20 protein-coding genes are annotated in these 20,449 nt (G+C 67.2%); 12 read left to right on the top strand and 8 right to left on the bottom strand.

The features are described 5' to 3' along the window. Positions 1-10 precede the first annotated feature (10 nt). Genes FS388_RS09835 through FS388_RS09810 form a run of 6 tightly spaced genes read left to right on the top strand, consistent with a single transcriptional unit; the run spans position 11 to position 5,000 of the window. The gene (locus FS388_RS09835) at positions 11-544 is read left to right on the top strand and encodes a VOC family protein (RefSeq protein ID WP_146341259.1); all 534 of its coding nucleotides are present in this window, start codon (positions 11-13) and stop codon (positions 542-544) included. Continuing rightward, positions 541-1,587, top strand: a complete 1,047-nt coding sequence (locus tag FS388_RS09830; RefSeq protein ID WP_246836177.1) for a pseudouridine synthase — start codon at positions 541-543, stop codon at positions 1,585-1,587. Before FS388_RS09835 ends, FS388_RS09830 begins: the two co-directional genes overlap by 4 nt. A gap of 10 nt (positions 1,588-1,597) precedes the next feature. After that, positions 1,598-2,224 carry a DedA family protein gene (locus FS388_RS09825; RefSeq protein ID WP_146341257.1) on the top strand — a complete coding sequence of 209 codons (627 nt, stop codon included), beginning with the start codon at positions 1,598-1,600 and terminating at the stop codon, positions 2,222-2,224. A gap of 52 nt (positions 2,225-2,276) precedes the next feature. Further along, complete coding sequence (locus tag FS388_RS09820) at positions 2,277-3,899, top strand: hypothetical protein (protein WP_146341256.1); 1,623 nt, start codon at positions 2,277-2,279, stop codon at positions 3,897-3,899. Between the two features lie 44 nt (positions 3,900-3,943). Then, positions 3,944-4,483 (top strand): NUDIX hydrolase family protein, encoded by a 540-nt coding sequence (locus FS388_RS09815; RefSeq protein ID WP_146341255.1) that lies wholly within the window; start codon positions 3,944-3,946, stop codon positions 4,481-4,483. Positions 4,484-4,505: 22 nt separating this feature from the next. Further along, on the top strand, positions 4,506-5,000 hold the full coding sequence (locus FS388_RS09810; protein ID WP_146341254.1) for a hypothetical protein: 495 nt from the start codon (positions 4,506-4,508) through the stop codon (positions 4,998-5,000). Positions 5,001-5,185: 185 nt separating this feature from the next. Here the strand turns inward: FS388_RS09810 and FS388_RS09805 are convergent, their stop codons facing one another. After that, complete coding sequence (locus FS388_RS09805; protein WP_146341253.1) at positions 5,186-6,415, bottom strand: sensor histidine kinase; 1,230 nt, start codon at positions 6,413-6,415, stop codon at positions 5,186-5,188. Positions 6,416-6,524: 109 nt separating this feature from the next. On the opposite strand from FS388_RS09805, the gene FS388_RS09800 reads away from it, so the two are divergent. Beyond that, positions 6,525-7,238, top strand: coding sequence for a response regulator transcription factor (locus tag FS388_RS09800; protein WP_146341252.1), 714 nt, complete (start codon positions 6,525-6,527; stop codon positions 7,236-7,238). Positions 7,239-7,270: 32 nt separating this feature from the next. Here FS388_RS09800 and gcvT read toward each other — a convergent pair whose 3' ends face one another. The 4 genes from gcvT to FS388_RS09780 all read right to left on the bottom strand — a co-directional run bounded on the left by gcvT (position 7,271) and on the right by FS388_RS09780 (position 13,798). Beyond that, entirely contained in the window at positions 7,271-8,389 is a 1,119-nt protein-coding gene (gene gcvT, locus FS388_RS09795; RefSeq protein WP_146341251.1) for a glycine cleavage system aminomethyltransferase GcvT, read from the bottom strand. Positions 8,390-8,403: 14 nt separating this feature from the next. Beyond that, positions 8,404-11,310, bottom strand: a complete 2,907-nt coding sequence (gene gcvP, locus FS388_RS09790; RefSeq protein ID WP_146341250.1) for an aminomethyl-transferring glycine dehydrogenase — start codon at positions 11,308-11,310, stop codon at positions 8,404-8,406. A gap of 30 nt (positions 11,311-11,340) precedes the next feature. Then, complete coding sequence (locus FS388_RS09785; RefSeq protein WP_146341249.1) at positions 11,341-12,288, bottom strand: DUF368 domain-containing protein; 948 nt, start codon at positions 12,286-12,288, stop codon at positions 11,341-11,343. Positions 12,289-12,349: 61 nt separating this feature from the next. After that, positions 12,350-13,798 (bottom strand): PucR family transcriptional regulator, encoded by a 1,449-nt coding sequence (locus tag FS388_RS09780; RefSeq protein ID WP_146341248.1) that lies wholly within the window; start codon positions 13,796-13,798, stop codon positions 12,350-12,352. Between the two features lie 95 nt (positions 13,799-13,893). On the opposite strand from FS388_RS09780, the gene pxpA reads away from it, so the two are divergent. The 5 genes from pxpA to FS388_RS09755 are packed head-to-tail and all read left to right on the top strand — an operon-like array spanning position 13,894 to position 18,142. After that, positions 13,894-14,625: a 5-oxoprolinase subunit PxpA gene (pxpA, locus tag FS388_RS09775; protein WP_146341247.1), complete on the top strand. Its 732-nt coding sequence runs from the start codon at positions 13,894-13,896 to the stop codon at positions 14,623-14,625. A 51-nt stretch (positions 14,626-14,676) separates the two neighbouring features. Then, positions 14,677-14,916, top strand: a complete 240-nt coding sequence (locus FS388_RS09770) for an acetyl-CoA carboxylase (protein ID WP_146341246.1) — start codon at positions 14,677-14,679, stop codon at positions 14,914-14,916. Positions 14,917-14,922: 6 nt separating this feature from the next. Continuing rightward, complete coding sequence (locus tag FS388_RS09765; RefSeq protein ID WP_146341245.1) at positions 14,923-16,281, top strand: acetyl/propionyl/methylcrotonyl-CoA carboxylase subunit alpha; 1,359 nt, start codon at positions 14,923-14,925, stop codon at positions 16,279-16,281. Further along, on the top strand, positions 16,278-17,177 hold the full coding sequence (locus FS388_RS09760) for an allophanate hydrolase subunit 1 (RefSeq protein ID WP_146341244.1): 900 nt from the start codon (positions 16,278-16,280) through the stop codon (positions 17,175-17,177). Before FS388_RS09765 ends, FS388_RS09760 begins: the two co-directional genes overlap by 4 nt. Next, positions 17,174-18,142, top strand: a complete 969-nt coding sequence (locus FS388_RS09755; RefSeq protein ID WP_146341243.1) for a biotin-dependent carboxyltransferase family protein — start codon at positions 17,174-17,176, stop codon at positions 18,140-18,142. The genes FS388_RS09760 and FS388_RS09755 overlap by 4 nt, the downstream gene beginning before the upstream one ends. Positions 18,143-18,157: 15 nt before the next feature. On the opposite strand, the gene FS388_RS09750 is transcribed toward FS388_RS09755, so the two are convergent. From FS388_RS09750 to FS388_RS09740, 3 genes are all read right to left on the bottom strand, one after another. After that, a complete protein-coding gene (locus FS388_RS09750; RefSeq protein WP_168198679.1) occupies positions 18,158-18,898 on the bottom strand; it encodes an MOSC N-terminal beta barrel domain-containing protein in 741 nt (246 codons plus the stop codon). A gap of 17 nt (positions 18,899-18,915) precedes the next feature. Beyond that, entirely contained in the window at positions 18,916-19,743 is an 828-nt protein-coding gene (locus FS388_RS09745) for a metal-dependent hydrolase (RefSeq protein WP_146341241.1), read from the bottom strand. Between the two features lie 124 nt (positions 19,744-19,867). Further along, positions 19,868-20,446 (bottom strand): NTP transferase domain-containing protein, encoded by a 579-nt coding sequence (locus FS388_RS09740; protein ID WP_168198678.1) that lies wholly within the window; start codon positions 20,444-20,446, stop codon positions 19,868-19,870. Between the last annotated feature and the right edge of the window lie 3 nt (positions 20,447-20,449).

Below are 20,449 nucleotides of genomic sequence, written 5' to 3'. Positions count from 1 at the left end.
CACTTGGACCGTGATTTTCTGCCTGCCGTTCCTGATGTTCCAGGGCCGCGCCCAAGAGGCCATCGACCTGTATCTCGAGACCTTCCCCGACGCTGAGCTCTTGGAAGTCGTGCACCACCCCGAGGGCACAGAGGTTCAGCCGCTGACCAGGACGGGCGAGCAGCCGAACGTTCAGGACACCGCCGCCATGGAGACCGTCGTGGACAGGCTCCCGACCCTCGTGGCCACCTCGCAGCTGAGGATCGGCAGCCAGGTTCTGATGCTGCAGGATTCGCTGATCGAGCAGGCATTCGACTTCACCCCCTCCATGTCCCTCTCGGTGGTCGTGGACAGCGACGAAGACTTCGACCGCATCGTCCACAACCTCTCCGCCGAGGGCGAGTACCTGATGGAGCCCGGGGACTACGACTTCGCCAAGAACTACGCATGGGTCAAGGACACCTTCGGCGTCACATGGCAGGTCGTTCTGCCCTCGAACGCCGGAGCGCCCGCACCGGGCTCCGTCGAGGATGCCTCGCCGCTCCAGACTCCCGCCTGGGAGTGAGCCAGCCCAACCTGCGCCGCTCACCGCTGCCGGTGCGCAACGGGGTCAACGCCACTCGGCTGCGAATTCCGCTCTCAGGTCCCTGGCCCACCGTGCACGCCTACGTGCTGGAGAAGTTCGGACACCTCGACGCGGCCGGGATCACGGCACGGTTCGATGCGGGCGAAGTCGTCGACGCAGAAGGCACCCCCCTCGCGAGCACCGCACCCCTGGGTTCGGCTGAGTTCATCTGGTACTACCGCTCCCTGCCTGCTGAGGATCCGCTGCCGGTGACCGAGAGCATCATCCACGAGGACGACGATCTGCTCGTCGTCGACAAGCCCCACTTTCTGCCCACCACTCCGGCCGGCCGGTACGTGCAGGAATCGCTGCTGGTGCGTCTGCGCAGCCGCCTGGGCTATGACGACCTCATCCCCATCCACCGCCTGGACCGCGGCACCGCGGGCGTCGTCCTGCTCTCGAAGCGTCCCGAGACCCGCGGCGCCTACCAGCTGATGTTCGAGCGGCGCACGATCCGCAAAACCTATGAATGCGTGTCCGCGATGCCCGCGGCCCCGGAGAGCGCAGCCCCCTTCGCCCGCTTCCCCGTCACGATGCGCAGCCGGATCGAGAAGACCAAGGGCGTGGTGATCAGCGAGCGCGTCCCCTACCCCTCGGAGCTCTCGGGCCGCAGCCTCGAAGGGCGGACCGGACGCCGGCGGCGCAGGGATCAGACCCAAGGCGCGAATTCCTCCAGCCGCGTGGAGCTGCTCACCGCGGGACGAAGCCCGCAGGGCAGAGACGTGGGGCATTTCCGACTCACCCCGCATACCGGCAAGACGCACCAGCTGCGCCTGCACATGGCGATGCTGGGCCTGGGCATCATCAACGACAGGTTCTACCCGGACCTCTGGGACGACGCCCCCGACGACTTCGGCGCGCCCCTGCAGCTGCTGGCCCGCACGATCGGCTTCGACGACCCGCTCACCGGCTCACCACGACGCTTCACGTCCAGTCGTAGACTCTCTGAGCAGCCAGCACAGTCGCACGAAACGCACACCTGAGGGGTTCGGGATGGAAATGTTCGAGGAGCTCCTCGCAGAGTGGGGCTTCTGGTTCCTCCCCCTGCAGGCCCTCGCCGTCGCTCTGACGGCACCTGTCCCGCCCTTCCCCTCAGAGCCGGTGGTGATCGCCTCAGGCGCCTACGCAGCCGACGGACGCCTGAGCTTCTGGGCGGTGCTGGGGTTCACCACCGCGGGCTGCCTGTTGGGGGACCTGATGCTGCACCTGATGGTGCGATTCCAGGGGCTCCGGCTGATCTACCGCTGGCGGTGGGGGCGCAGGCTGCACCGCGGCATCCTGCGCGCATCGATCCGCGCTGGCACGGCGTCCACGGTGGTGGGCCTGCTGCTGCTCCGCTGGGTGCCGGGCGGGCGCTCGGCGTCCATGCTGACGTCGGCGATGATCCGTCTCTCCTGGCCGCGGATGATCCCCCTGCTCGTACTGGGGGCGTTGATCTGGTCGTTATGGCTGGTAGGGCTTGGTTACATTACGGGAACAACTACGGGGCTCCCCCCGTGGGCCAGCACTCTCTTCGGCATCGGAGTGGGTACCCTTGTTGGGTCCCTCATCGCACTGGCCTGGACCAGACGGCGTCGGGGCGGCACCCAGGTTGAGATGGAAGCATCTTCAGCCGACTGACATATCTGTGTCGTATTCCATGCTGAATTGAGCGCCCAGGGGAGGCTTCACCGTGACCGAGACGTCGTCGGAGGACTCTGCGCCCCGTGCGGGAGCCGCTGAGGAGTCTCAGGGGGACGGACACACCATGCGGCACTACGCCTTCAGCCCTGCTGAGGGAGTGCGAAAGGCCGAGGCCCCCCACGATCACGTTCAGGCCTCAGCAGACGCAGACTCCGAGGACGTCGTCCTGGCGGCCGACCCGCCGGCGGAGCCCACACCGACCCGCAGCGACGACGCGAAGCCTGACTTCTTCGACGGCATCGACCAGCGCCTGAAGACCTGGTGGAAGGGGCGCAGCGCACGACGGGAGGAGAAGCGCCGTCAGCGCGAAGAGGCGCACGCGGCGCAGGCTGCCCCTGAGACTGTCCAGGGCCCTGCCCCCTCGGCGCCGGCTCGACACGCAGGCCTTCCCTGGGAGCAGCACGATGACGCCACTCAGGTCATCCCGGCCTACCGCCCCACCGAGCATGAGGGGGAGCAGCACGATGCCCCCGATGCGGAGCCCGTCGACTCACGCGGCGCAGGACCAGCGCAGGCGCGCCCGGGCGAGGCGAACGTGCCCACGACGCTGCCGCCCGCACCCGGCGAGTTCACCACCAGGCCTTCGCCGCCGCCGCGTGTGCGCCGAGCCCTGGACGAACAGCGTCAGCGCACGGTCATCGCCCAGAAGGCCGCAGCGATCGAGGCCGCCACGAGTTCGTACCAACAGCCGGCGCGGTACGAGTTCGCCGACGATGAGGAAGATCTCTACACCTACATTCCGCCCTACAACCTTCCTTCCAGGGATCCTGACCCCGAGCCGGAGCGATGGGACCTCTACCGGCGCATCGCTGTCAGCCTCGGCGCCCTCTCGGCCATCTTCTCCACCCTGTGGATGTTCGGGGTGTTCACTCCCGCAAGCAGCGGCATCCTCGGCGGTCAGCTGAGGCAGACCTGGCTCGACGGCGACTTCGCCCTTCTCTCCCCGGAGCGGTCCTGGTACTGGATCTGGCCGGTGATCACAGTGGGGCTCATCGCCCACGCGATCTTCCAGTGGCAGGCGTCCCAAGAGTCGACGCCGCGTCAGCGGCACTCCGGGTGGCTCGTTGCCGGCGCGGGAGTCCTCATGGTCCCCCTCACGCTGTCGATCCACTATCAGTGGCTGACGATCGCGGCCCTGCTGTCGCTGGCCATCGTGCCGCCTCTGCTGGAATCGGTGCGCCAGTTCAATCAGCACACTTCCCGCTCACTGTCTGAGCGGCGACTCACCGATGACGCAGTGGGCGCCTTCTTCGGATTCGCCCTGGTGCAGGCGGCTTCGGCGGTGTCGGTGCGGCTGACCTCCTGGGGCTGGGACATCCCCGGAGTCTCCCCCAGCCTGTGGGCGATCATCGGCCTCTTCATCTGCGTCTGGACAGCAGCCTTCTACTCCATGACGGAGCGCGGCCGCATCACCATCGCCCTCGCGCTCTCCTGGGGCATGATGTGGCTGGTCTTCCCCCGTGTCCTCGGCGAGGCAACGAGCGCGTGGGTGGCCGTAGGCGCCGCCATCAGCGCATTCATCGTCATCCTGGCCACGCAGTCGCGCAGGCACCGGATCAACCATGCGGAGCGCCGCGCAGCCATGGGCCGGCCCCTGGAAGACATCATCTGATGAGCCTGAGCCGTCTTCGGCCCAGGTTCTGAAAGAATGAGCTCATGAGTGTGCGGACCCCCGACCCGAATCCCGGATGGCTCTCCGAGGACGACCTTGACTTCGCCCGGCAGCGCCTGCCCATCGTCTATGTCGAGGCGGTGCCGGTCCGGCTGGACTCTCTCGGCTACGTCACCGAGGTGGGCCTTCTCTACACGGCCGACGACGAGGGCCAGTTCCACCGGTCGGTGGTCTCGGGCCGCGTGATGTACCGCGAGACGGTCCGTGCCGCCCTGCTGCGCCACATCGAGAAGGACCTGGGCTCGCTGGCTCTGCCGCAGATCCCTCCGTCCCCCACCCCGTTCAGCGTCGGCGAGTACTTCCCGTATCCGAGCGAAACAGGCATGGTGGACAATCGTCAGCACGCCGTCTCACTGGCCTACGTGGTACCGGTCAACGGAGAGTGCTCCCCGCGCCAGGACGCCCTTGAAGTGTCCTGGCTGACGCCGGAGCAGGTGCTCGACACGGAGACGCAGATGGAGTTCGTGGGGGGCCGGGAGAAGCTGGTCGCGCAGGCTCTGGCGCACCTGGGCTGCACGGGCTGAACGAGCGCGAAGGGAACGAACTATGACGACACCCGCCCCCGAACGCCCCGCGGGCCGGCGCCGATCGTCCCGCCGGGCATCAGCGAGCAGACCGGTCCTGAGGCTCTCCTGGACCGCGTGGCTGCTGGCCTGGCTGGCCCCCACCCTCCTCATGGGAACACTGCTGCTGGGAGCAGGCCTGCTGCCTCAGTGGCTGGACCTCGACTGGGACATGGAGTTCATCGCGCCCCTGATCCCCTACATCGGGGCAGCAGCTGCAGTGGTCGGCATCCCCGGCACGCTCCTGGTCGGATGGCTGCTGCGCCACGAGCTGAACCCTCTGGTCCACGTGCTGGGCTGGGTGGTCGTCGGCCTGCTCTATGGGCCCGTCATCCTCGCGGCCGGCGCAGGCGGCCTGGTGCCGATGCTGATTCCCATCATCGGCTTCCCCGCAGGTGTCCTGATGGGCATCAGCCGCTGGCTTGCCCAAACCATGGCATACGTCACAGTGCCTGATGATGCGAGCGACTCTCTTTAGACGAAAGTGGACTAGTTCGTCTCACATCGTCGCGAAAGAATAATGAAGTGCGGTGCAGTAACGGAGTGCCGTGCACTTCAGGTGGAGCAGACCTCGATGGGCTCCGGTGCAACGGCCCGGCTGAGACCTCTGATTCAACCTGCGGCCCGGGCGGCACCTCTATGCCGCCCGGGCCCATACTTTTATCAGGCCGACTTCAGCCCAGTGATGCGGATCTTCCAGTTGCCGTTGTTGTCGACGCCGTAGCGCGCCGATCCTCCGAACGCCGCGACCCTGTCCCGAACGCCGATCAGCCCCGCGCCGCTGCTGGACCAATGCTGCGTCTGCGCTCCCGAGACCAGCGAATTCGTGACTGTCAGGCAGACCTCCTCCCCCACTTCAAGCTCCAGCCGCACTGTGGTGCCCGGGGGCGCGTACTTGGCGGCGTTGGTCGCACACTCCTGGAGGATGCGGTAGAGCGCGGCATTGACCGACCTTGAGAGGCCGTCGAGGCTGCCTGTGATGTCGCTGTCCACGGTCAGACCCAGGTGCTCAAGCCTTTCGGTGAACTGAAGGAGACCCCGCCGCACGTCGAGCTCGGAGGCCGAAGAGATGAGCTCTCCGTCGGCTTCGGTCATGGCTTGGCTGTCTTCGGGATTGAGGACGGTCAGCACTCGGCGCATATCGTTCAGCGCGGTCCGCGAAGCGTTCCCTATGACCTTCACTGCCCCTTCGTAGGCCTCTCGGGTGCCCTTCAGCTGGGCTGCGCGTGCTTGCATAGCGATGATCGTAATGTCGTGTGCGACGACGTCGTGGAGGTCTCTCGCGATGGATTTCCGCTCGTAGGCGACCGATTCGCGGTGGCGCCTCTCCAGCTCCTCCAGGTCCCGCTGCGACTGCAGGCTCGCATCTGTGGAGCGCCTGAAGGCTCCTCCGACCCCGTAGGAGGTCAGCAGAGCGATCGCCACGGAGCCGGCCACCAGCAGCCCCAGCAGCTGCTCGTCGAAGGTCATCCCCAGCGCGACCGACCATGCCATCATGACCGCCAGTGTGCCCCGGCGGAAGCGCTTGGTGGAGGTCTGGGCCGTCAGCCCGGTGATCAGCAGCGCCAGGAGCACCCCCATCACCAGCCCCTCGACGAAGAGGGAAAGAATGAGGACGACCAGCGCCGCCGGAGCCGCGTAGGTCACGCAGATCCCCAGCAGGAGTACGCAAGCGATGGAGAGAACGCCGACCAGGGCGAGATCCACCGGAAAATCGCCCCCATCCATCGCGAAGAGGTCAATGATGATGTCCGCACCCAGAGCGATTCCGGCGAGGAGCGTCACGACGAGCAGCAGCCACTTGTCGAGCTCTCTGCAGGACCAGAAGGTGCCGGACTCGAACTCCTCCAGGACGCTAGTACGGGAGCTGGTGCTGCCGTTCTGCGGGGACATACGTTTCAGCCTAGCTCCTCACATTTTGTACCACCTGTACAGGTGCTGGACATATCGCAGGGCTGTCGCGCGTTCGGTTTCGTCCAGTATTGGCCCATAGGATGGTTCCATGACCGTATCCGATGATGCCAATGACACCCAGGAGGAGTCCGCCTCTGTGAGTGTCCTCATCGCCGATGATCATCCGGTCATGTCCACCGCACTGCGCACCTACGTGGACTCATCGCCGGGAATGAGGTGCATCGGGGAGGCGAACAACGGCGAGGCGGCGGTCTCTCGGGCTCTGGAGCTCAGGCCGGATGTGGTCGTGATGGACCTTCATATGCCGGGCATCGGCGGCATCGAAGCCACCCGCAGAATTCGGGACGAGGATCCTGCCATATCGGTGCTCGCCGTCACCACGTTCTCGACCGAGCGCTACGTGATTCCGGCTCTGCGCGCGGGTGCCGGCGGCTACATCGTGAAGGACGCCGAGCCGGAGGAGATTCTCTCCGCCATCCGCCAGGTGCACGAGGGAATCGCCCGCTTCTCTCCCTCTGTGGCGCAGCAGCTGATGGTCTCTGTGGAGAACTCGCCGGCCGAGGTGGAGACTGCCCTCGCCCGTTTCCGCGTTCCCCCGCACCTGCCGGAGCGGGAGCTGGAAGGGCTTCAGCTGCTGGCCAAGGGCTCGTCGAACGCTGAGATCGCCACGCAGATGTCGGTCTCGGAGGCGACGGTGAAGGTCTACATGGGACGGCTGATGAACCGCCTCGAAGTGCGGGACCGGGTCCAGCTCCTCATCCGCAGCGCCCAGCTCGGCCTGGTGGACCCGCGACTGGACTGAGCCGCGCGATTGTCCCTAAGGACAGGTCCGGTTCAGCGGCGGTAGAACGGGAGTTCGACGACCTCGACGTCCTGAGGCTTGCCGCGGACATCGACCTGAAGCGCCGTTCCCGGCTCTTTGAAGGCGACGTCGACGTAGCCCAGGGCGATCGCGTGGCCCAGAGTGGGGCTCGGGGCACCGGAGGTGACCTCACCGATGACATTCCCCGCCTCGTCCAGCACTGTGGAACCGGCACGCGCAGCACGCTTGCCCGCACCCTTCAGCCCTACGAGCCTCCTGCCCGAGGTCTTGCCGAGCCCGGCCTCACGCGCTTTCTCCAAAGCGTCGCGACCCACGAACGCCTGAGGCTTGGAGTAGGAGACCACCGGCAGGCCCGCCTCCTGCGGCAGACGCTCCTCGGAGAGCTCATGCCCATACAGCGGCATTCCCGCCTCCAGTCGGAGCGAGTCGCGGCAGGAGAGTCCGCAGGGGACGAGGCCGAACTCCGAGCCGCGCTCCAGAAGAGCTCGCCATAGGGCGCCTGCCTTGTCATAGGGCAGGTACAGTTCGAAACCGTCCTCCCCGGTGTACCCGGTGCGCGCCAGCAGCACCTGCTCCCCACCGATGGTGACCGTGGTGTGGGCGTAGTACTTCAGCCCCTCCACCAGGTACGTCTCATCCAGCCGCACCGCGGAGGACACGATCTCCTCCGCCTTGGGCCCCTGAACAGCGATCAGGCTGATCCCTTCGGTCTCATCCCAGATCTCCACATCGAACCCACTGGCCCGCGCCTCCAGCTCAGCCACGACCCGCTCGCGGTTGGAGGCGTTGGGAATCAGCAGGTACTCAGCGTCCTCGATCCGGTAGACGATCAGGTCGTCGATCACCCCGCCCTCGGCGGTGACCGTCAGCGTGTACTTCGCTCGACCCGGCTGAACCTTGGCCAGGTCCGAGACCAGCGCCGCGTTCAGGAATTCCGGGGCGTCCGGTCCGACTGCCCGCACCTCCCCCATATGGGAGAGGTCGAAGAGCCCTGCGGCCTCACGGACCGCCCGATGCTCAGACAGCTCAGAGGAGTACTTCAGGGGCATCTGCCACCCGCCGAACTCGGTGAACGAGGCGCCGAGCGCCTCATGCTCGGCAGCCAGCGGACTCTGCTTCAGCTCAGCCATCGTGTCAGCTCTCCTCAGCCGGCGAATGCCTCAGGCGGCGGGCACGCGCACACCAGATTGCGGTCTCCGTGAGCGTTGTCGATCCGGCCCACAGGCGGGAAGTACTTGTCCTGGCGAAGATCTGCCACCGGGAACGCCGCCTCTTCCCGCGTGTAGGCCCTCTCCCATTCGTCCGACACCAGCACGTCGGCCGGGTGGGGAGCGTTCCGAAGCGGGGAATCCTCGGCGGAGAGCTCCTCGTCGATGACGGCCTGAATCTCCGCGCGAATAGTGATCATCGCTTCGATGAACCGGTTGATCTCCTCCAGATCCTCCGACTCAGTGGGTTCGACCATCAGGGTGCCGGCCACGGGGAACGCGAGCGTGGGCGCGTGGAATCCGTAGTCGATGAGCCGTTTGCAGACATCCTCCGCGGTGATTCCCGAATCCTTGGTGAGCTGGCGAAGATCCAGCACGCATTCGTGGGCCACCAGCCCCCGCTCCATCCCTTCGGGCGCCGGCCCGGAGTAGAGGGTCGGGTAGTGCTCTGCCAGCCGCGCCGAGACATAGTTGGCGCTCAGCAGCGCCTGCTGCGTGGCGCCCCGAAGGCCGTCAGCGCCCATCAGGGCGATGTAGGCCCAGCTGATCGGCAGCACGCCCGCGGATCCGTACGGCGAGGCTGTCAGCGGCGCGCCGGTGCGCAGCGTTCCCGCCGCGTCGTACTCCCCGGTGCCCACCGCAGTGGAGGGGAGGTATCTGCGCAGGTGGTCCGCGACGGCAACCGGCCCCACGCCGGGCCCACCTCCCCCGTGGGGGATGCAGAAGGTCTTGTGCAGGTTGAGGTGGCTGACATCTCCGCCGAAGGATCCGGGCTTGGCCAGGCCGACCAGAGCGTTGAGGTTCGCACCGTCGATGTAGACCTGCCCGCCGGCGGCGTGGACCTTCGAGCACACCTCGCCGACCTCAGCTTCGAACACGCCGTGGGTGGACGGGTAGGTGATCATGATGGCTGCGATGCGGCCCTCATTGGCTTCGAGCTTCGCATCCAGGTCCGCGAGGTCGATCGTGCCGTCCTCAGCGGAGGCGACCACTGCCACCTCAAGGCCCGCCAGCACTGCAGACGCAGCATTCGTGCCGTGGGCGGAGGCGGGGATCAGGCAGATGCTCCGGTCCGCATCGCCGTTCGCCAGGTGATACTGGCGGATCGCATAGAGCCCCGCATACTCTCCCTGCGACCCAGCATTGGGCTGCACGGACACCTCTGCGTAGCCGGTGATCTCGGCCAGCTTCGACTCCAGATCAGCGATCAGGGCCCGCCAGCCCTCCGTCTGGTCGTGCGGCGCGTAGGGGTGGATGTCGGCGAACTCGGGCCAGCTGATCGCTGCCATCTCCACGGCAGCGTTGAGCTTCATGGTGCAGGAGCCCAAAGGGATCATCGTGCGGTCCAGGGCAAGATCGCGGTCGGCGAGGCGACGCAGGTAACGCATCATCTGGGTCTCGGTGCGCACCGTGTGGAAGATCGGGTGCGTCATGTAGTCGCTGGTGCGCACCAGGTCGTCGCCGAATGCGTAGTCACCCTCGATCATCACCTCGTCGAACAGCTGGGCTGCAGCGCTGGGCTTGGCCACCAGTCCGAGGCCGTACGCGAGCAGGTAGAGGTCCCGGGTTGTGGTGGCCTCGTCGACGCTGATGCTCACGACCGAATCGCCTGCGCGGCGTATGTTGATGCCGAGGTCGGCGGTGCGTGCCACCAGGCGCTCGGCCTCTGCCGGGTCCGCGGTGCGGAACTGAACGGTGTCGAAGAAGGAGTCGCTGACCAGCTCGCGGCCCGAGTCGGCGAGCGCCTCGGCCACGGCGCGCGCCTGCACGTGAATCCGCTCGGCGATCTCCTTGAGCCCGTCGGGGCCGTGGTACACCCCGTACATGGCGGCGGCGACGGCCAGCAGCGCCTGAGCAGTGCAGATGTTGGAGGTGGCCTTCTGCCGGCGGATGTGCTGCTCGCGGGTCTGCAGGGCAAGCCTGTAGGCGGGCCGACCCTCAGCGTCTACGGAGACGCCGACCAGTCGGCCGGGAAGCTGCCGCTGGAGCCCTTCCCGCACCGCGATGAAGGCTGCGTGGGGCCCGCCGAAGAACAGGGGCACGCCGAAGCGCTGCGCGGAGCCCACGGCGATGTCCGCTCCCTGCTCGCCTGGCGGGGTGATCAGGGTGCAGGCCAGAAGGTCCGCGGCGACGGCGACGAGAGCGCCTCGCTCCTTGGCCTCGGCGATGAGTGCGCTGCGGTCTGCCACGCGCCCGGAGGAGCTCGGCTGCTGCAGGACGATGCCGCAGATATCGCCGGCGGGCAGGCCCTCCGCTGCGAGGTCGGCGAAGATCAGCTCAATGCCGACGGCTTCGGCCCGGCCTGCGATCACTGCCCGGGCCTGGGGGAAGATGTCGGAATCGATCACCACTGGCGCGTCTGCGTGCTTCTTGTTGCTGCGACGCATGAGCAGGATGGCTTCGGCGACGGCCGAGGATTCGTCCAGCAGGGAGGCGTTGGCGATGTCGAGGCCCGTGAGGTCCGAGACCATCGTCTGGAAGTTCAGCAGTGCTTCGAGCCGCCCCTGGCTGATCTCCGGCTGGTAGGGGGTGTAGGCGGTGTACCAGGCGGGGTTCTCGAGGACGTTGCGCATGATCACCGACGGCGTATGCGTGCCGTAGAAGCCCTGGCCGATCATGTTCGACTTCAGATGGTTCTTGGATGCGTAGGCGCGCAGCTGCTTCAGGACCTGGTGCTCCTGCACCGCTGCCGAGAGGCTCAGCGGCCCATCTTGGCGGATGTCCGCGGGCACGGCTGCGTCAACCAGCTCGTCGAGCGACTCGAAGCCGATGGTCTCGAGCATGGTTCTTTCACCGTCGCGGGCGATGTGACGATCAGGAAATCCGGTCAGACGGGGGGCCATTTGGTCGATTGTGCCACGTTCACGGCGCGTTCACCGGACCTCGGCCCGCTTCTGCTGCCTCGTCAGCCGGGTGTCGATGAGGACGAGGATCGCCACAATGATGAACCCGGCTGCGCCGAGAGCCAGGACGGCGCCGAGGTTGTCGGCCGGGCCCAGAAGCTCACGGCCAGCAGTCTGCCAGGGCCAGAGGGTCCGCAGTGCGCCTAGCATGACCCCGGCCAGAACCACCATGGTGAACGTGTGGTGGTGCATCAGAAGCCACCTGAGACCTTTGACGATGCTGACCACACCCAGCACCATGCCGAGGGCGAAGACGCCTAAGTATCCGAGGTCGAAGTCTCGCGCGGCGGCCATGGTGGGCTCATACAGGCCGAAGGTCAGCAGCAGGAATGACCCCGACAGCCCGGGCAGCAGCAGAGCTGAGACCGCTACCGCTGCGGCGGGCAGAATGATCCACCAGGACGGTGACGCGCTGGTCGGAGGCAGGGACACCAGCACCCAGGTGACGACTGCGGCGGCGGCCCCCGCCAGCCAGTGCTTGAGCGCCAGTCGGCCGGCCATCCGCACGGGCACTGCGATCGAGGCGAGCACCATGCCGAAGAATGCGGCACGCGTCAGCTCCGGGTAGGTCTCCACGGCGGGGCTGAGCAGCTGCACGGCGCCGAACAGACCCACGGGCATACCGATGAGCACAGGGATGATGACGCGCCAGTCGACGTCGCGCAGGTGCACGCCGGCGGCAGCCCGTCGAGTCGAGGCGGGGTCGTCGGGCCGCGGCCCGGTGATGAGGGCACGACCGGCCGAGACCACCAGCGAGGCGGATCGGATCAGCTGGTGATAGATGCCGACGACCAGGGCAACTGTTCCCCCGGAGACCCCCGGGACGGTCTCGACGATGCCGATGAGGGCCCCGCGCACCACGTTTCCGGGGAGGGAGGTTCGCCGCTCGGCGGCGGGCGCTGCTGATGCTTCGTTCACAGGTCACCACAGTACGCGGCCGCACTGCGCACGGGGCGTCGCTGCGGCGTGATGTTCGTGACTAGGCGAGCCGCAGGCTGAGCATGAGGAGCGCACGGGACTGACCGTCCTGGAGTCCGATTCCCAGGAGCTCCTCAATCTTGCGGATACGGTGAGCAAGGGTGTTCCGGTGGATGAACAGCTCATCGCACACCGCGGCCGTTGTGCCGCTGCTGCGGAGAAAGACTTCGAGCGTCTCGCGCAGCGGAGCGTGCTCGGCAGCAGCCAGCGGCGCCACCAGCCGGCGTGCCATGGACTCCGTGCCGGGATGCCGCAGAGCGTCCACCAACGCGTCGAAGCTCATCGGCGGAGCGCGGCGGACACCGGCGGCATCGGTGCCGGCGTCCACACACCGACGCATATGCCTCAGGACGAGCCCCAGCTCTGCCGCGTTGACCACCGCATCGACCATTCCGCGGGCCGCCGGAGACCTGCCCATGGCCGTGCGCACCGAATCCTGCAAGCGAGCAGCCTCCAGCCCACGGCCCTGGACCAGCATCGTCGACATGTCCGCATCCTCCACGAATCGCATCGTCGGGTACTCGGCGGCCAGACGTGTCCGGATGCGCCACGACAGTGTCCTCAGATATGTGATGGATCGTCCCGGCTCGGCCTGAAGCACCACGGCGCCGATCGGACGGTAGGGGTCAAGCTCAGCCTCCTGGGCCAGGGAGACCAGCTCCTCCGTTGCGATGCTGCTTCGGGCAAAGATCGCACCGACGAGTCTTCCCGCCCCGCGCGAATGCACCACGGCCGTGGACCCCAAGGCTGCCGCCAGGTGCATCGCAAGCACGGCCGTCACCGGCTGAATCAGCGGGCTCATCATCTGCGACGGCGTGGACACTTCGACCACAAGCCGGAACGAGTCAGCATCCTCGGTGGGAAGCGTGAACTCAGTCCGCTGCAGCAGCGGGCCCGGTCCGCCTGCCCGAAGCAGCTCCGCCCCCGTCCTGTCCTCCACACTGACCCGCTCCCCCGCCGCCGCGGCGATCTGCTCCAGAAGATCCTGCAGCGTGCCGCCCCGAGCCACCAGCTCGGTGCACCTCTGCGCCAAGGCCGAACCGTCGCGGATCATCTCGTACCGCTCCGCGGAGACCGTGTCCTGGACTTCCCGGTGCACGAGGGGAAAGGGGACGTCTGACGGCACCACCAGCAGGGGCAGGCCATAATGCGCGCAGGCCGCCTCCAGCCCTTGGGGAACCTGCTTATGCGCGGGACCGACCCCGAACACCAGCGCTGCCACCGGAACCTTCACCAGCCGCTCCACGTAGGCGTCCCATATGCGAGGGTCGGTGACGTTCAGCGCCACCCCTGAGGTCAGCACCAGCGCACCCGACGTCAGGAACCCGGAGGGATCCATCGCCTCGGTGGGGACCGTCCAATCGATCGGCCGCTCCAAGGCGCCCTCCGGCCCGGAGACACGCACTTCGATATGGAACTCAGAGGTGCGCACGACGTCGGAAACACGCATGCAGCAACCGTAGTGCAACGTGCATCACACTCACGCAAAAGATGGTGCACCTCGCCTCATGACGCATTCATGTGCACCGCCATAGACTCAAGCACATGGCAGATCAGCACATTTTCATCAACTCCGATATGGGCGAAGGCCTGGGCCTGCACTCCTTCGGCAACGATGAGGCGCTCATGTCCGCCGTCGATGCCATCAACCTGGCCTGCGGCTACCATGCCGGCGACCCGCACACCGTGGCCCATACCGTCGCGCTCGCTGCGGAGCGAGGCCTGCGGATCGGAGCTCACCCCGGGCTCCCGGACCTGTCCGGCTTCGGGCGACGCCGCATGGCGCTGACCCCCGACGAGGCTGCCGACCTGGTCCGGTACCAGACAGGAGCCCTGGTGGGCTTTCTTCAGGCCCACGGCGCCGCTCTGAGCCACATCAAGCCCCACGGGGCCTTCTACGGAATGCTCTCCGGAGACGAAGAGCTGATGCGCAGCGTCGCGGATGTGAACCTTCAGTACGGCGTCCCATTCTTCGGCCTGGCCGGCACAGCGCACCAAAGCGTCTGCGCGGAGAAGGGCGTCGAGTTCATCCCCGAGCTCTATGTGGACCTGAACTACTCCGCCGAAGGCACACTGATCATCCAGCGCAGGCCAGAGATGGCCGACCCGGAGGCGGTGAAGGACCGAGTGCGCCGGGCCCTCACGGGTCAGCCGATCCTGTCGGTGGACGGCACCGAGGTGGCCATCGAATTCTCCAGCATCTGCGTCCACTCAGACGCGCCCAACTCCCCTGATGTTGCCACCGCCGTGCGCAGCGTCCTCGATGAGCCCCGCTGACCGGTCGAGCACCACCCACCCCCAGCAGCACCTACGAAAGGCACAACCACCATGGCAGAGATCGTCTCCCCCCTCCCCGGCGTCTTCTACACGACGCCCGGACCGGACAAGCCCCCCTTCGTCAGCCCCGGCGACACGGTCGAGGCAGGACAGGCAGTGGGTCTGGTGGAGGTGATGAAGCAGTTCACCGAGATCAAGTCCGACGTCTCGGGAACGGTCGCATCGGTGGACTCCGAATCCGGGGCCACCGTGGTTCCCGGCACAGTGCTCGTCACCGTCGACGAGGGCTGAAAGCCTGTGAAGAAGCTCCTGATCGCCAATCGCGGGGAGATCGCGGTGCGCATCATCCGCTCCGCGAAGACCCTCGGCATCTCCACCGTGCAGGTCTGCAGCGAGGCCGATGCCGACTCGCTGTGCGCCCGCATGGCCGACGAGGTGGTCATCATCGGTACGCCTCCCGCCCAGCAGAGCTACCTCGACCAGGCCGCCGTGCTGAAGGCAGCGCGGGACACGGGCGCGGACGCGATCCACCCCGGATACGGCTTCCTCTCTGAGAACGCCGACTTCGCTCAGGCTGCTGCCGACTCCGGGCTGATCTGGGTCGGCCCAGCAGCCAGCATCATCCGCACCATGGGGAACAAAGTCGCCGCGCGCGCTCAGGCGGCCAAGGCGGGGGTTCCCACCCTGGCCGGATCCGACGGTCCCCTGGACGTGGATGCGGACCCGCTCGCCCGGGCAGAGGAGATCGGATTCCCCCTGATGATCAAAGCGTCCGCAGGCGGCGGCGGTCGGGGCATCCGACTGGTGGAGGAGGCCGGCGACTTCCTCTCCGCCCTCGACGTCACCCGCGCGGAGGCCCGTGCGGGCTTCGGCGACGACACCGTCTACCTCGAGAGGTTCGTCAGGCAGGCTCGTCACGTCGAGGTGCAGATCCTCGCCGACGGCGAGCGCGCCGTCCACCTGGGAGACCGTGACTGCTCCATGCAGCGCCGCTCGCAGAAGGTTCTGGAGGAGGCTCCCGCGCCGCACCTGCCCGACCACGTCCGTCAGACCATCGCGGAGACCTCAGTGGCACTGGCTGAGCAGTGCGGGTACTCCAGCGCCGGGACCGTTGAGTTCCTCTATGACCCGCAGCGTGAGGAGGCGGCGTTCATCGAGATGAACACGCGCCTCCAAGTGGAGCACCCCGTGACCGAGGAGATCACCGGCATCGACATCGTCGCCCAGCAGCTGATGATCGCCTCCGGAGAGCCGCTGAGCATGGTTCAGAGCGACGTCGCCCTCACCGGCCACGCCTTCGAGGTGCGCATCAACGCTGAGGACCCCTCCAACGGCTTCTTCCCCAGCCCCGGTGAGATCTCCGCCCTGAAGTGGCCCGCGGGCGAGACCATCCGCGTGGACACCGGCGTGGAGGAGGGTGACATGGTCGCACCCTTCTACGACTCGATGGTGGCCAAGCTGATCGTCTCCGGCGCCGACCGTGACGAGGCACTCTCGCGTCTGTCCCAAGCCCTGGAGGAGACCGAGATCGGCGGCATCACCACCACGCTGGACATGCACAGGCTGCTGGCCTCCCATCAGGCCCTATCGGAGGCCGCCCACCACACCAAGTTCATCGAGAACTCCGGTCTTCTCAACGAATTGGAGAAAGCATGAGCGCACCAACCATCCCCGAGAACGCCCGCTACACCTTCGGAGGCGACGAGTTCCTCTTCGTGGAGATCGACGCGGCCATGAGCCTGGCTGCCAACGCTCGGGCTATGACCATCGCCCAGGGTCTGCGGTCCATGGACCTGGCAGGCCTGATCGAAATCTGCCCGGCCAACGCCTCCCTGCTGCTGCGGGTCGACCCGGACATCTTGGACCCTCGAGACCTCAGAACTGAGGTGCAGAAGCTTGAGGAGCAGTCGAAGGCAGCGTCATCCGTGGTGCTCCAGACCCGCATCGTCGAGGTCCCCGTCTGGTATGAGGACCCCTACACCGACGAGACCGTCTGGAAGTACCGGGAGGGCTACCACCAGGAGCCCACCATGAGCGACCTCGACTACGCGGCCAAGGTCAACGGGCTCACCGACAAGCACGAGTTCATCCGCCGCCATCACTCCTCCCCCTGGCTGGTCACCATGGTCGGGTTCGTGGCCGGGCTGCCGTTCATGTTCCAGCTCACCGACCAGGAGAAGCAGATGGAGGTGCCCAAGTACCTCAGCCCGAGGCCCTCCGGCACCCCCGGGCTGACCGTGGGGCACGGCGGCGCCTTCAGCGTCATATACTCCGTGCCCGGAGCCGGCGGCTACCAGATGTTCGGCCTCGCAGCGGGACCCATCTACGACCCCCAGCAGAGGGGCGAGGACTTCGGAGAATCCATGATCTACTTCCGGCCCGGTGACATCGTGAAGTTCACGCCGGTCACTGAGGAGGAGTACCGGACCATGCAGAAGCAGGTGGATGCCGGCACCTTCGCCTACCGCACCTTTCCTGTCGAGTTCGACGCCGAGGCGTCCCAGGCCGACCCCGAAGGCTACAACCAGCGACTCTTGGAGACCCTCGCATGAGCATCGAGATCACCCAGCCCGGCCTGGCCACCTCCGTTCAGGACCGCGGCCGCTTCGGCTACTACCACCTCGGCCTGCCGCAGGGCGGCGCACTGGACCAATACTCCTACGAGCTTGCCAACGCCCTCGTCGGCAACACCGAAGGCGAGGCGGCCCTGGAGTGCACCTACATGGGGCCGGCCATGACCGCCTCAGAGCCGGCAGCGATTGCAGTCACCGGCGCGCCTGTGCAGGTGCTGATCAACGGCGAGTCCCGGCCGCAGTGGAGCAGACTCCGCCTCGAGGCCGGCGACGAGCTCAGCTTCGGCATCATTGAGGGCGGCACACGCTTCTACATCGCCTTTTCCGGCGGCGTCGATGTGCCTGTGGTGATGGGAAGCCGCTCCACCTACGCCCTCGGCACCCTCGGCGGGTTCCAGGGCCGAAAGCTCGAGGCCGGCGACGTCATACCCATCGGAGCGCCTCAGACCGTCCCGCAGGGCAGCACCATTGCTGAAGAGCACCGGCCGAACTTCAGCACCAGCCAGCAGGTTCGCATCGTTCTGGGCCTCTACGACCACAGCCTCACCGAACAGGGACTGAGGAACCTGACCGAGGAGGAATGGACACTGACGCCGGTGGCCGACCGGATGGGGCTGCGCTATGACGGGCCCGGTGTGGAATGGATGCAGAAGGAACAGCCCTTCGGCGCAGGCTCCGATCCGTCCAACATCGTCGACGCCGGCTATGCAATGGGCTCCATTCAGATCCCGGGAGGGACTCAGCCGATCATCCTGCACCGAGACGCCGTCTCCGGAGGCGGGTTCGGGATGGTGGCCACTGTCATCAGCGCCGATATGGACAAGGTCGCACGGGCCGCTCCCGGCACGGCGACCCGATTCGAACCCGTGGACATGGACGAGGCGCTCGCCGCCCGGCGTGAGCGCCGAGCTGCCCTCGAGGCGGCTGCTGCTTCCCTGAGCTGACTGCAGGGAGCGGAGTCACAGGAGGCGGAACGGTGATCCGAGATGCACCGTTCCGCCTCTCCTCACCCGCGCATAGGCTCCAAAGACCGGCTCCCCGGTATGCATGGCTAGGCCCCGGCCGGCCAGACGCCTGAGCAGATCTCCGTTCCGTTCGCCGGTCTGCGGATCGACGTCGATCACCGCGCAGCGAGGCACCGCTCCGCCGAGGGTGACTGTGGCTGACCCGAGCTGCGCAGTGCGCCCGCACCAGCCCTCCTCAGCCCACGGCACGTCGGTGCGCAGGTGCACCGCAGAGCGAAACCGCCGGTGGTCGGCGTCGCTTCCCAGCTCCGCCAGGGACGCAGAGGCCGTGATGGTGATGTGATCCCCATAGACCACGTCGCCGCGCTGGGCTCGCGCGAACAGAACCGGCCTGCCCAGAAATGCGGAGAAGAGCTCGCTGAGCTCATCGCTCAGCAGCTCCACCCGGATGCGGCGCCCCCAGTACTCGACGTCCAGGAACCCACGGGGCGCTGCCGCACCCATGGTGAGAGCCGACTGACCGGGCACCTGCACGCGCAGTCCCTCCGGGAGCCGCGACACGTCTGCCCCCACCAGTTCGGGGTGCTGCACCGTGCGGATCACGCCTCGACGCTCAGGGTCGACCAAGCAGAACTCACGATCCCCGACCGGTCCGTCCCGATCCAGGCTCAGCGACGGAACGGCCAGATGACGCGTTCCCTTCATGGGCGACAGCCCCAAGCTCATCACGTCCATGAAGTGCATTGTCCCCTCTAAGCCCCACCCACCAGAGCACCGCTCAGGGCCAGGGCCGTCCCCGCAGCGGCTGTCAGCGACACCGGTACGCAGACCACCCACTCCCGCCACGAGCCGGCACTGCCCAGCACGGGGAGGGCCTGACGGCCGCCCGGCGTCCAGACCCGCCGCACGCTGGGTATGCGGCGCAGAGACTGGGGCGGGCGAATGCGCAGCGGCCACACCCAGTTGACGCCCTGCGGGGTCAGCATGTCCCCCACGATGTGAACCACCATCCCAAGCGCGACCGCCAGCGGGAAGAGAAGCATCTCTCCGCCGAGGCCGAAGGCCACCAGGGCCCCCACGGCTGCGCCCACTGCCCATGGCGCTCTGCTTGCTGAGGACGGCATGAACTTCAGCACCTTCGCGGCAAAGCTGGCCAGCAGCACCGTCATCACCCCCGCTCCCACGTTGACGGCACCCGCCGGCGTCTCGACGACGATCAGCGACGCGGCCCACGCGACAGCGGTGAACGCGATGACCCCGACCACGGAGTGGGTGCCGTTGCGGTGCCCGCCGGCCACCCTCCCCACCAGCTCGCAGACAGCTTCGCTCACCGGCGGCAGCGAATGCGCGACGGTGGCGTGGCGGTGGTCGGCGTCGGCCAGGAGTGCAGCGCCGGCGCACACGAAGATGAAGGTGAGAATCTCGAAGTCTGACATGGGGCCGAGGAGCCCGAACCCGAGCGTCAGGGTGTCCGGCAGCCACCCCACATGGCCGGAGAGCCATGTGAGCGGCACCTGGAAGGACGCGGCGGCGAGGACACCTGCGGCGGCGCCGCAGGCGGCGTGATGCGCCCCCATCATGAGGCATTCACCAAGGGATTACTCCTGAAGTGAGTGAGCGAAGAGCCGCGGTTCCGTTCCGGCGGCCCCGCCACTCTACTCGGCCGCGCACCGACCCGCGGCTCCGCCGCGAAGACGTTTCAGATCACCGGGCGCGTCCACATCCCAGGCCTCGGCGATGCCGTCCAGCGGCACCCACGTCGTCCGATGCTCGTGCTGCCGGAGGAAGCGGCGAGCCCCTTCGTCGCCGACGGCGAGCGCCGCCGCCGCTGAGAGCATCGGGCGTATCCAGCAGCACCGGATGCGAGGGCTGACCCTGGATCCGACCTCGAGTGATGCGCTGCCTGCGATGGGCAGCGAGCACAGCACGGGCTGCGGCTGCGCCGATCGAAGGCTGGTCCACCAGCATCAGCAGCACGTGGTCCGCCGCGCCCTCAGCTGCCCGATGAACGCCCGCCTGCAGCGAATCGGCCATCGCGCAGCTTTGCTGCAGGTGCACCACGCTCGTGCCGCTGAGCAGGTCAGCCTCCTCCGCTCGGAGGGTGCCCAGCACCTCATCGGATCGGTGCCCGAGAACAAGGAGGGGCTCTGTTCCTGCATCATGGGCGGCCTGCATCGCCAGGCCCGAGAGGGTGCGTCCGTTCCAGCGCAGCAGGGGCTTCGACAGCCCGCCGAGCCGCCGCCCTGCCCCTGCGGCGAGTATGACGGCGACAGTCCGAGCCACAGT

This window comes from Nesterenkonia sp. NBAIMH1 (genome assembly GCF_007922635.1).
GTDB classification, from domain to species: Bacteria; Actinomycetota; Actinomycetes; order Actinomycetales; family Micrococcaceae; genus Nesterenkonia; species Nesterenkonia pannonica.
The sequence above is the reverse complement of the archived record's forward strand: the minus strand, read 5'-3'. Positions and strand labels throughout refer to the sequence as shown.

Coding starts and splice junctions, on each gene's coding strand:
- FS388_RS09825 (WP_146341257.1), top strand. CDS start 1,598: ATGGAAATGTTCGAGGAGCTCCTCGCAGAGTGGGGCTTCTGGTTCCTC.
- FS388_RS09815 (WP_146341255.1), top strand. CDS start 3,944: ATGAGTGTGCGGACCCCCGACCCGAATCCCGGATGGCTCTCCGAGGAC.
- FS388_RS09810 (WP_146341254.1), top strand. CDS start 4,506: ATGACGACACCCGCCCCCGAACGCCCCGCGGGCCGGCGCCGATCGTCC.
- FS388_RS09805 (WP_146341253.1), bottom strand. CDS start 6,415: ATGTCCCCGCAGAACGGCAGCACCAGCTCCCGTACTAGCGTCCTGGAG.
- FS388_RS09800 (WP_146341252.1), top strand. CDS start 6,525: ATGACCGTATCCGATGATGCCAATGACACCCAGGAGGAGTCCGCCTCT.
- gcvT (WP_146341251.1), bottom strand. CDS start 8,389: ATGGCTGAGCTGAAGCAGAGTCCGCTGGCTGCCGAGCATGAGGCGCTC.
- gcvP (WP_146341250.1), bottom strand. CDS start 11,310: ATGGCCCCCCGTCTGACCGGATTTCCTGATCGTCACATCGCCCGCGAC.
- FS388_RS09780 (WP_146341248.1), bottom strand. CDS start 13,798: ATGCGTGTTTCCGACGTCGTGCGCACCTCTGAGTTCCATATCGAAGTG.
- pxpA (WP_146341247.1), top strand. CDS start 13,894: ATGGCAGATCAGCACATTTTCATCAACTCCGATATGGGCGAAGGCCTG.
- FS388_RS09770 (WP_146341246.1), top strand. CDS start 14,677: ATGGCAGAGATCGTCTCCCCCCTCCCCGGCGTCTTCTACACGACGCCC.
- FS388_RS09760 (WP_146341244.1), top strand. CDS start 16,278: ATGAGCGCACCAACCATCCCCGAGAACGCCCGCTACACCTTCGGAGGC.
- FS388_RS09755 (WP_146341243.1), top strand. CDS start 17,174: ATGAGCATCGAGATCACCCAGCCCGGCCTGGCCACCTCCGTTCAGGAC.
- FS388_RS09750 (WP_168198679.1), bottom strand. CDS start 18,898: ATGGACGTGATGAGCTTGGGGCTGTCGCCCATGAAGGGAACGCGTCAT.
- FS388_RS09745 (WP_146341241.1), bottom strand. CDS start 19,743: ATGATGGGGGCGCATCACGCCGCCTGCGGCGCCGCCGCAGGTGTCCTC.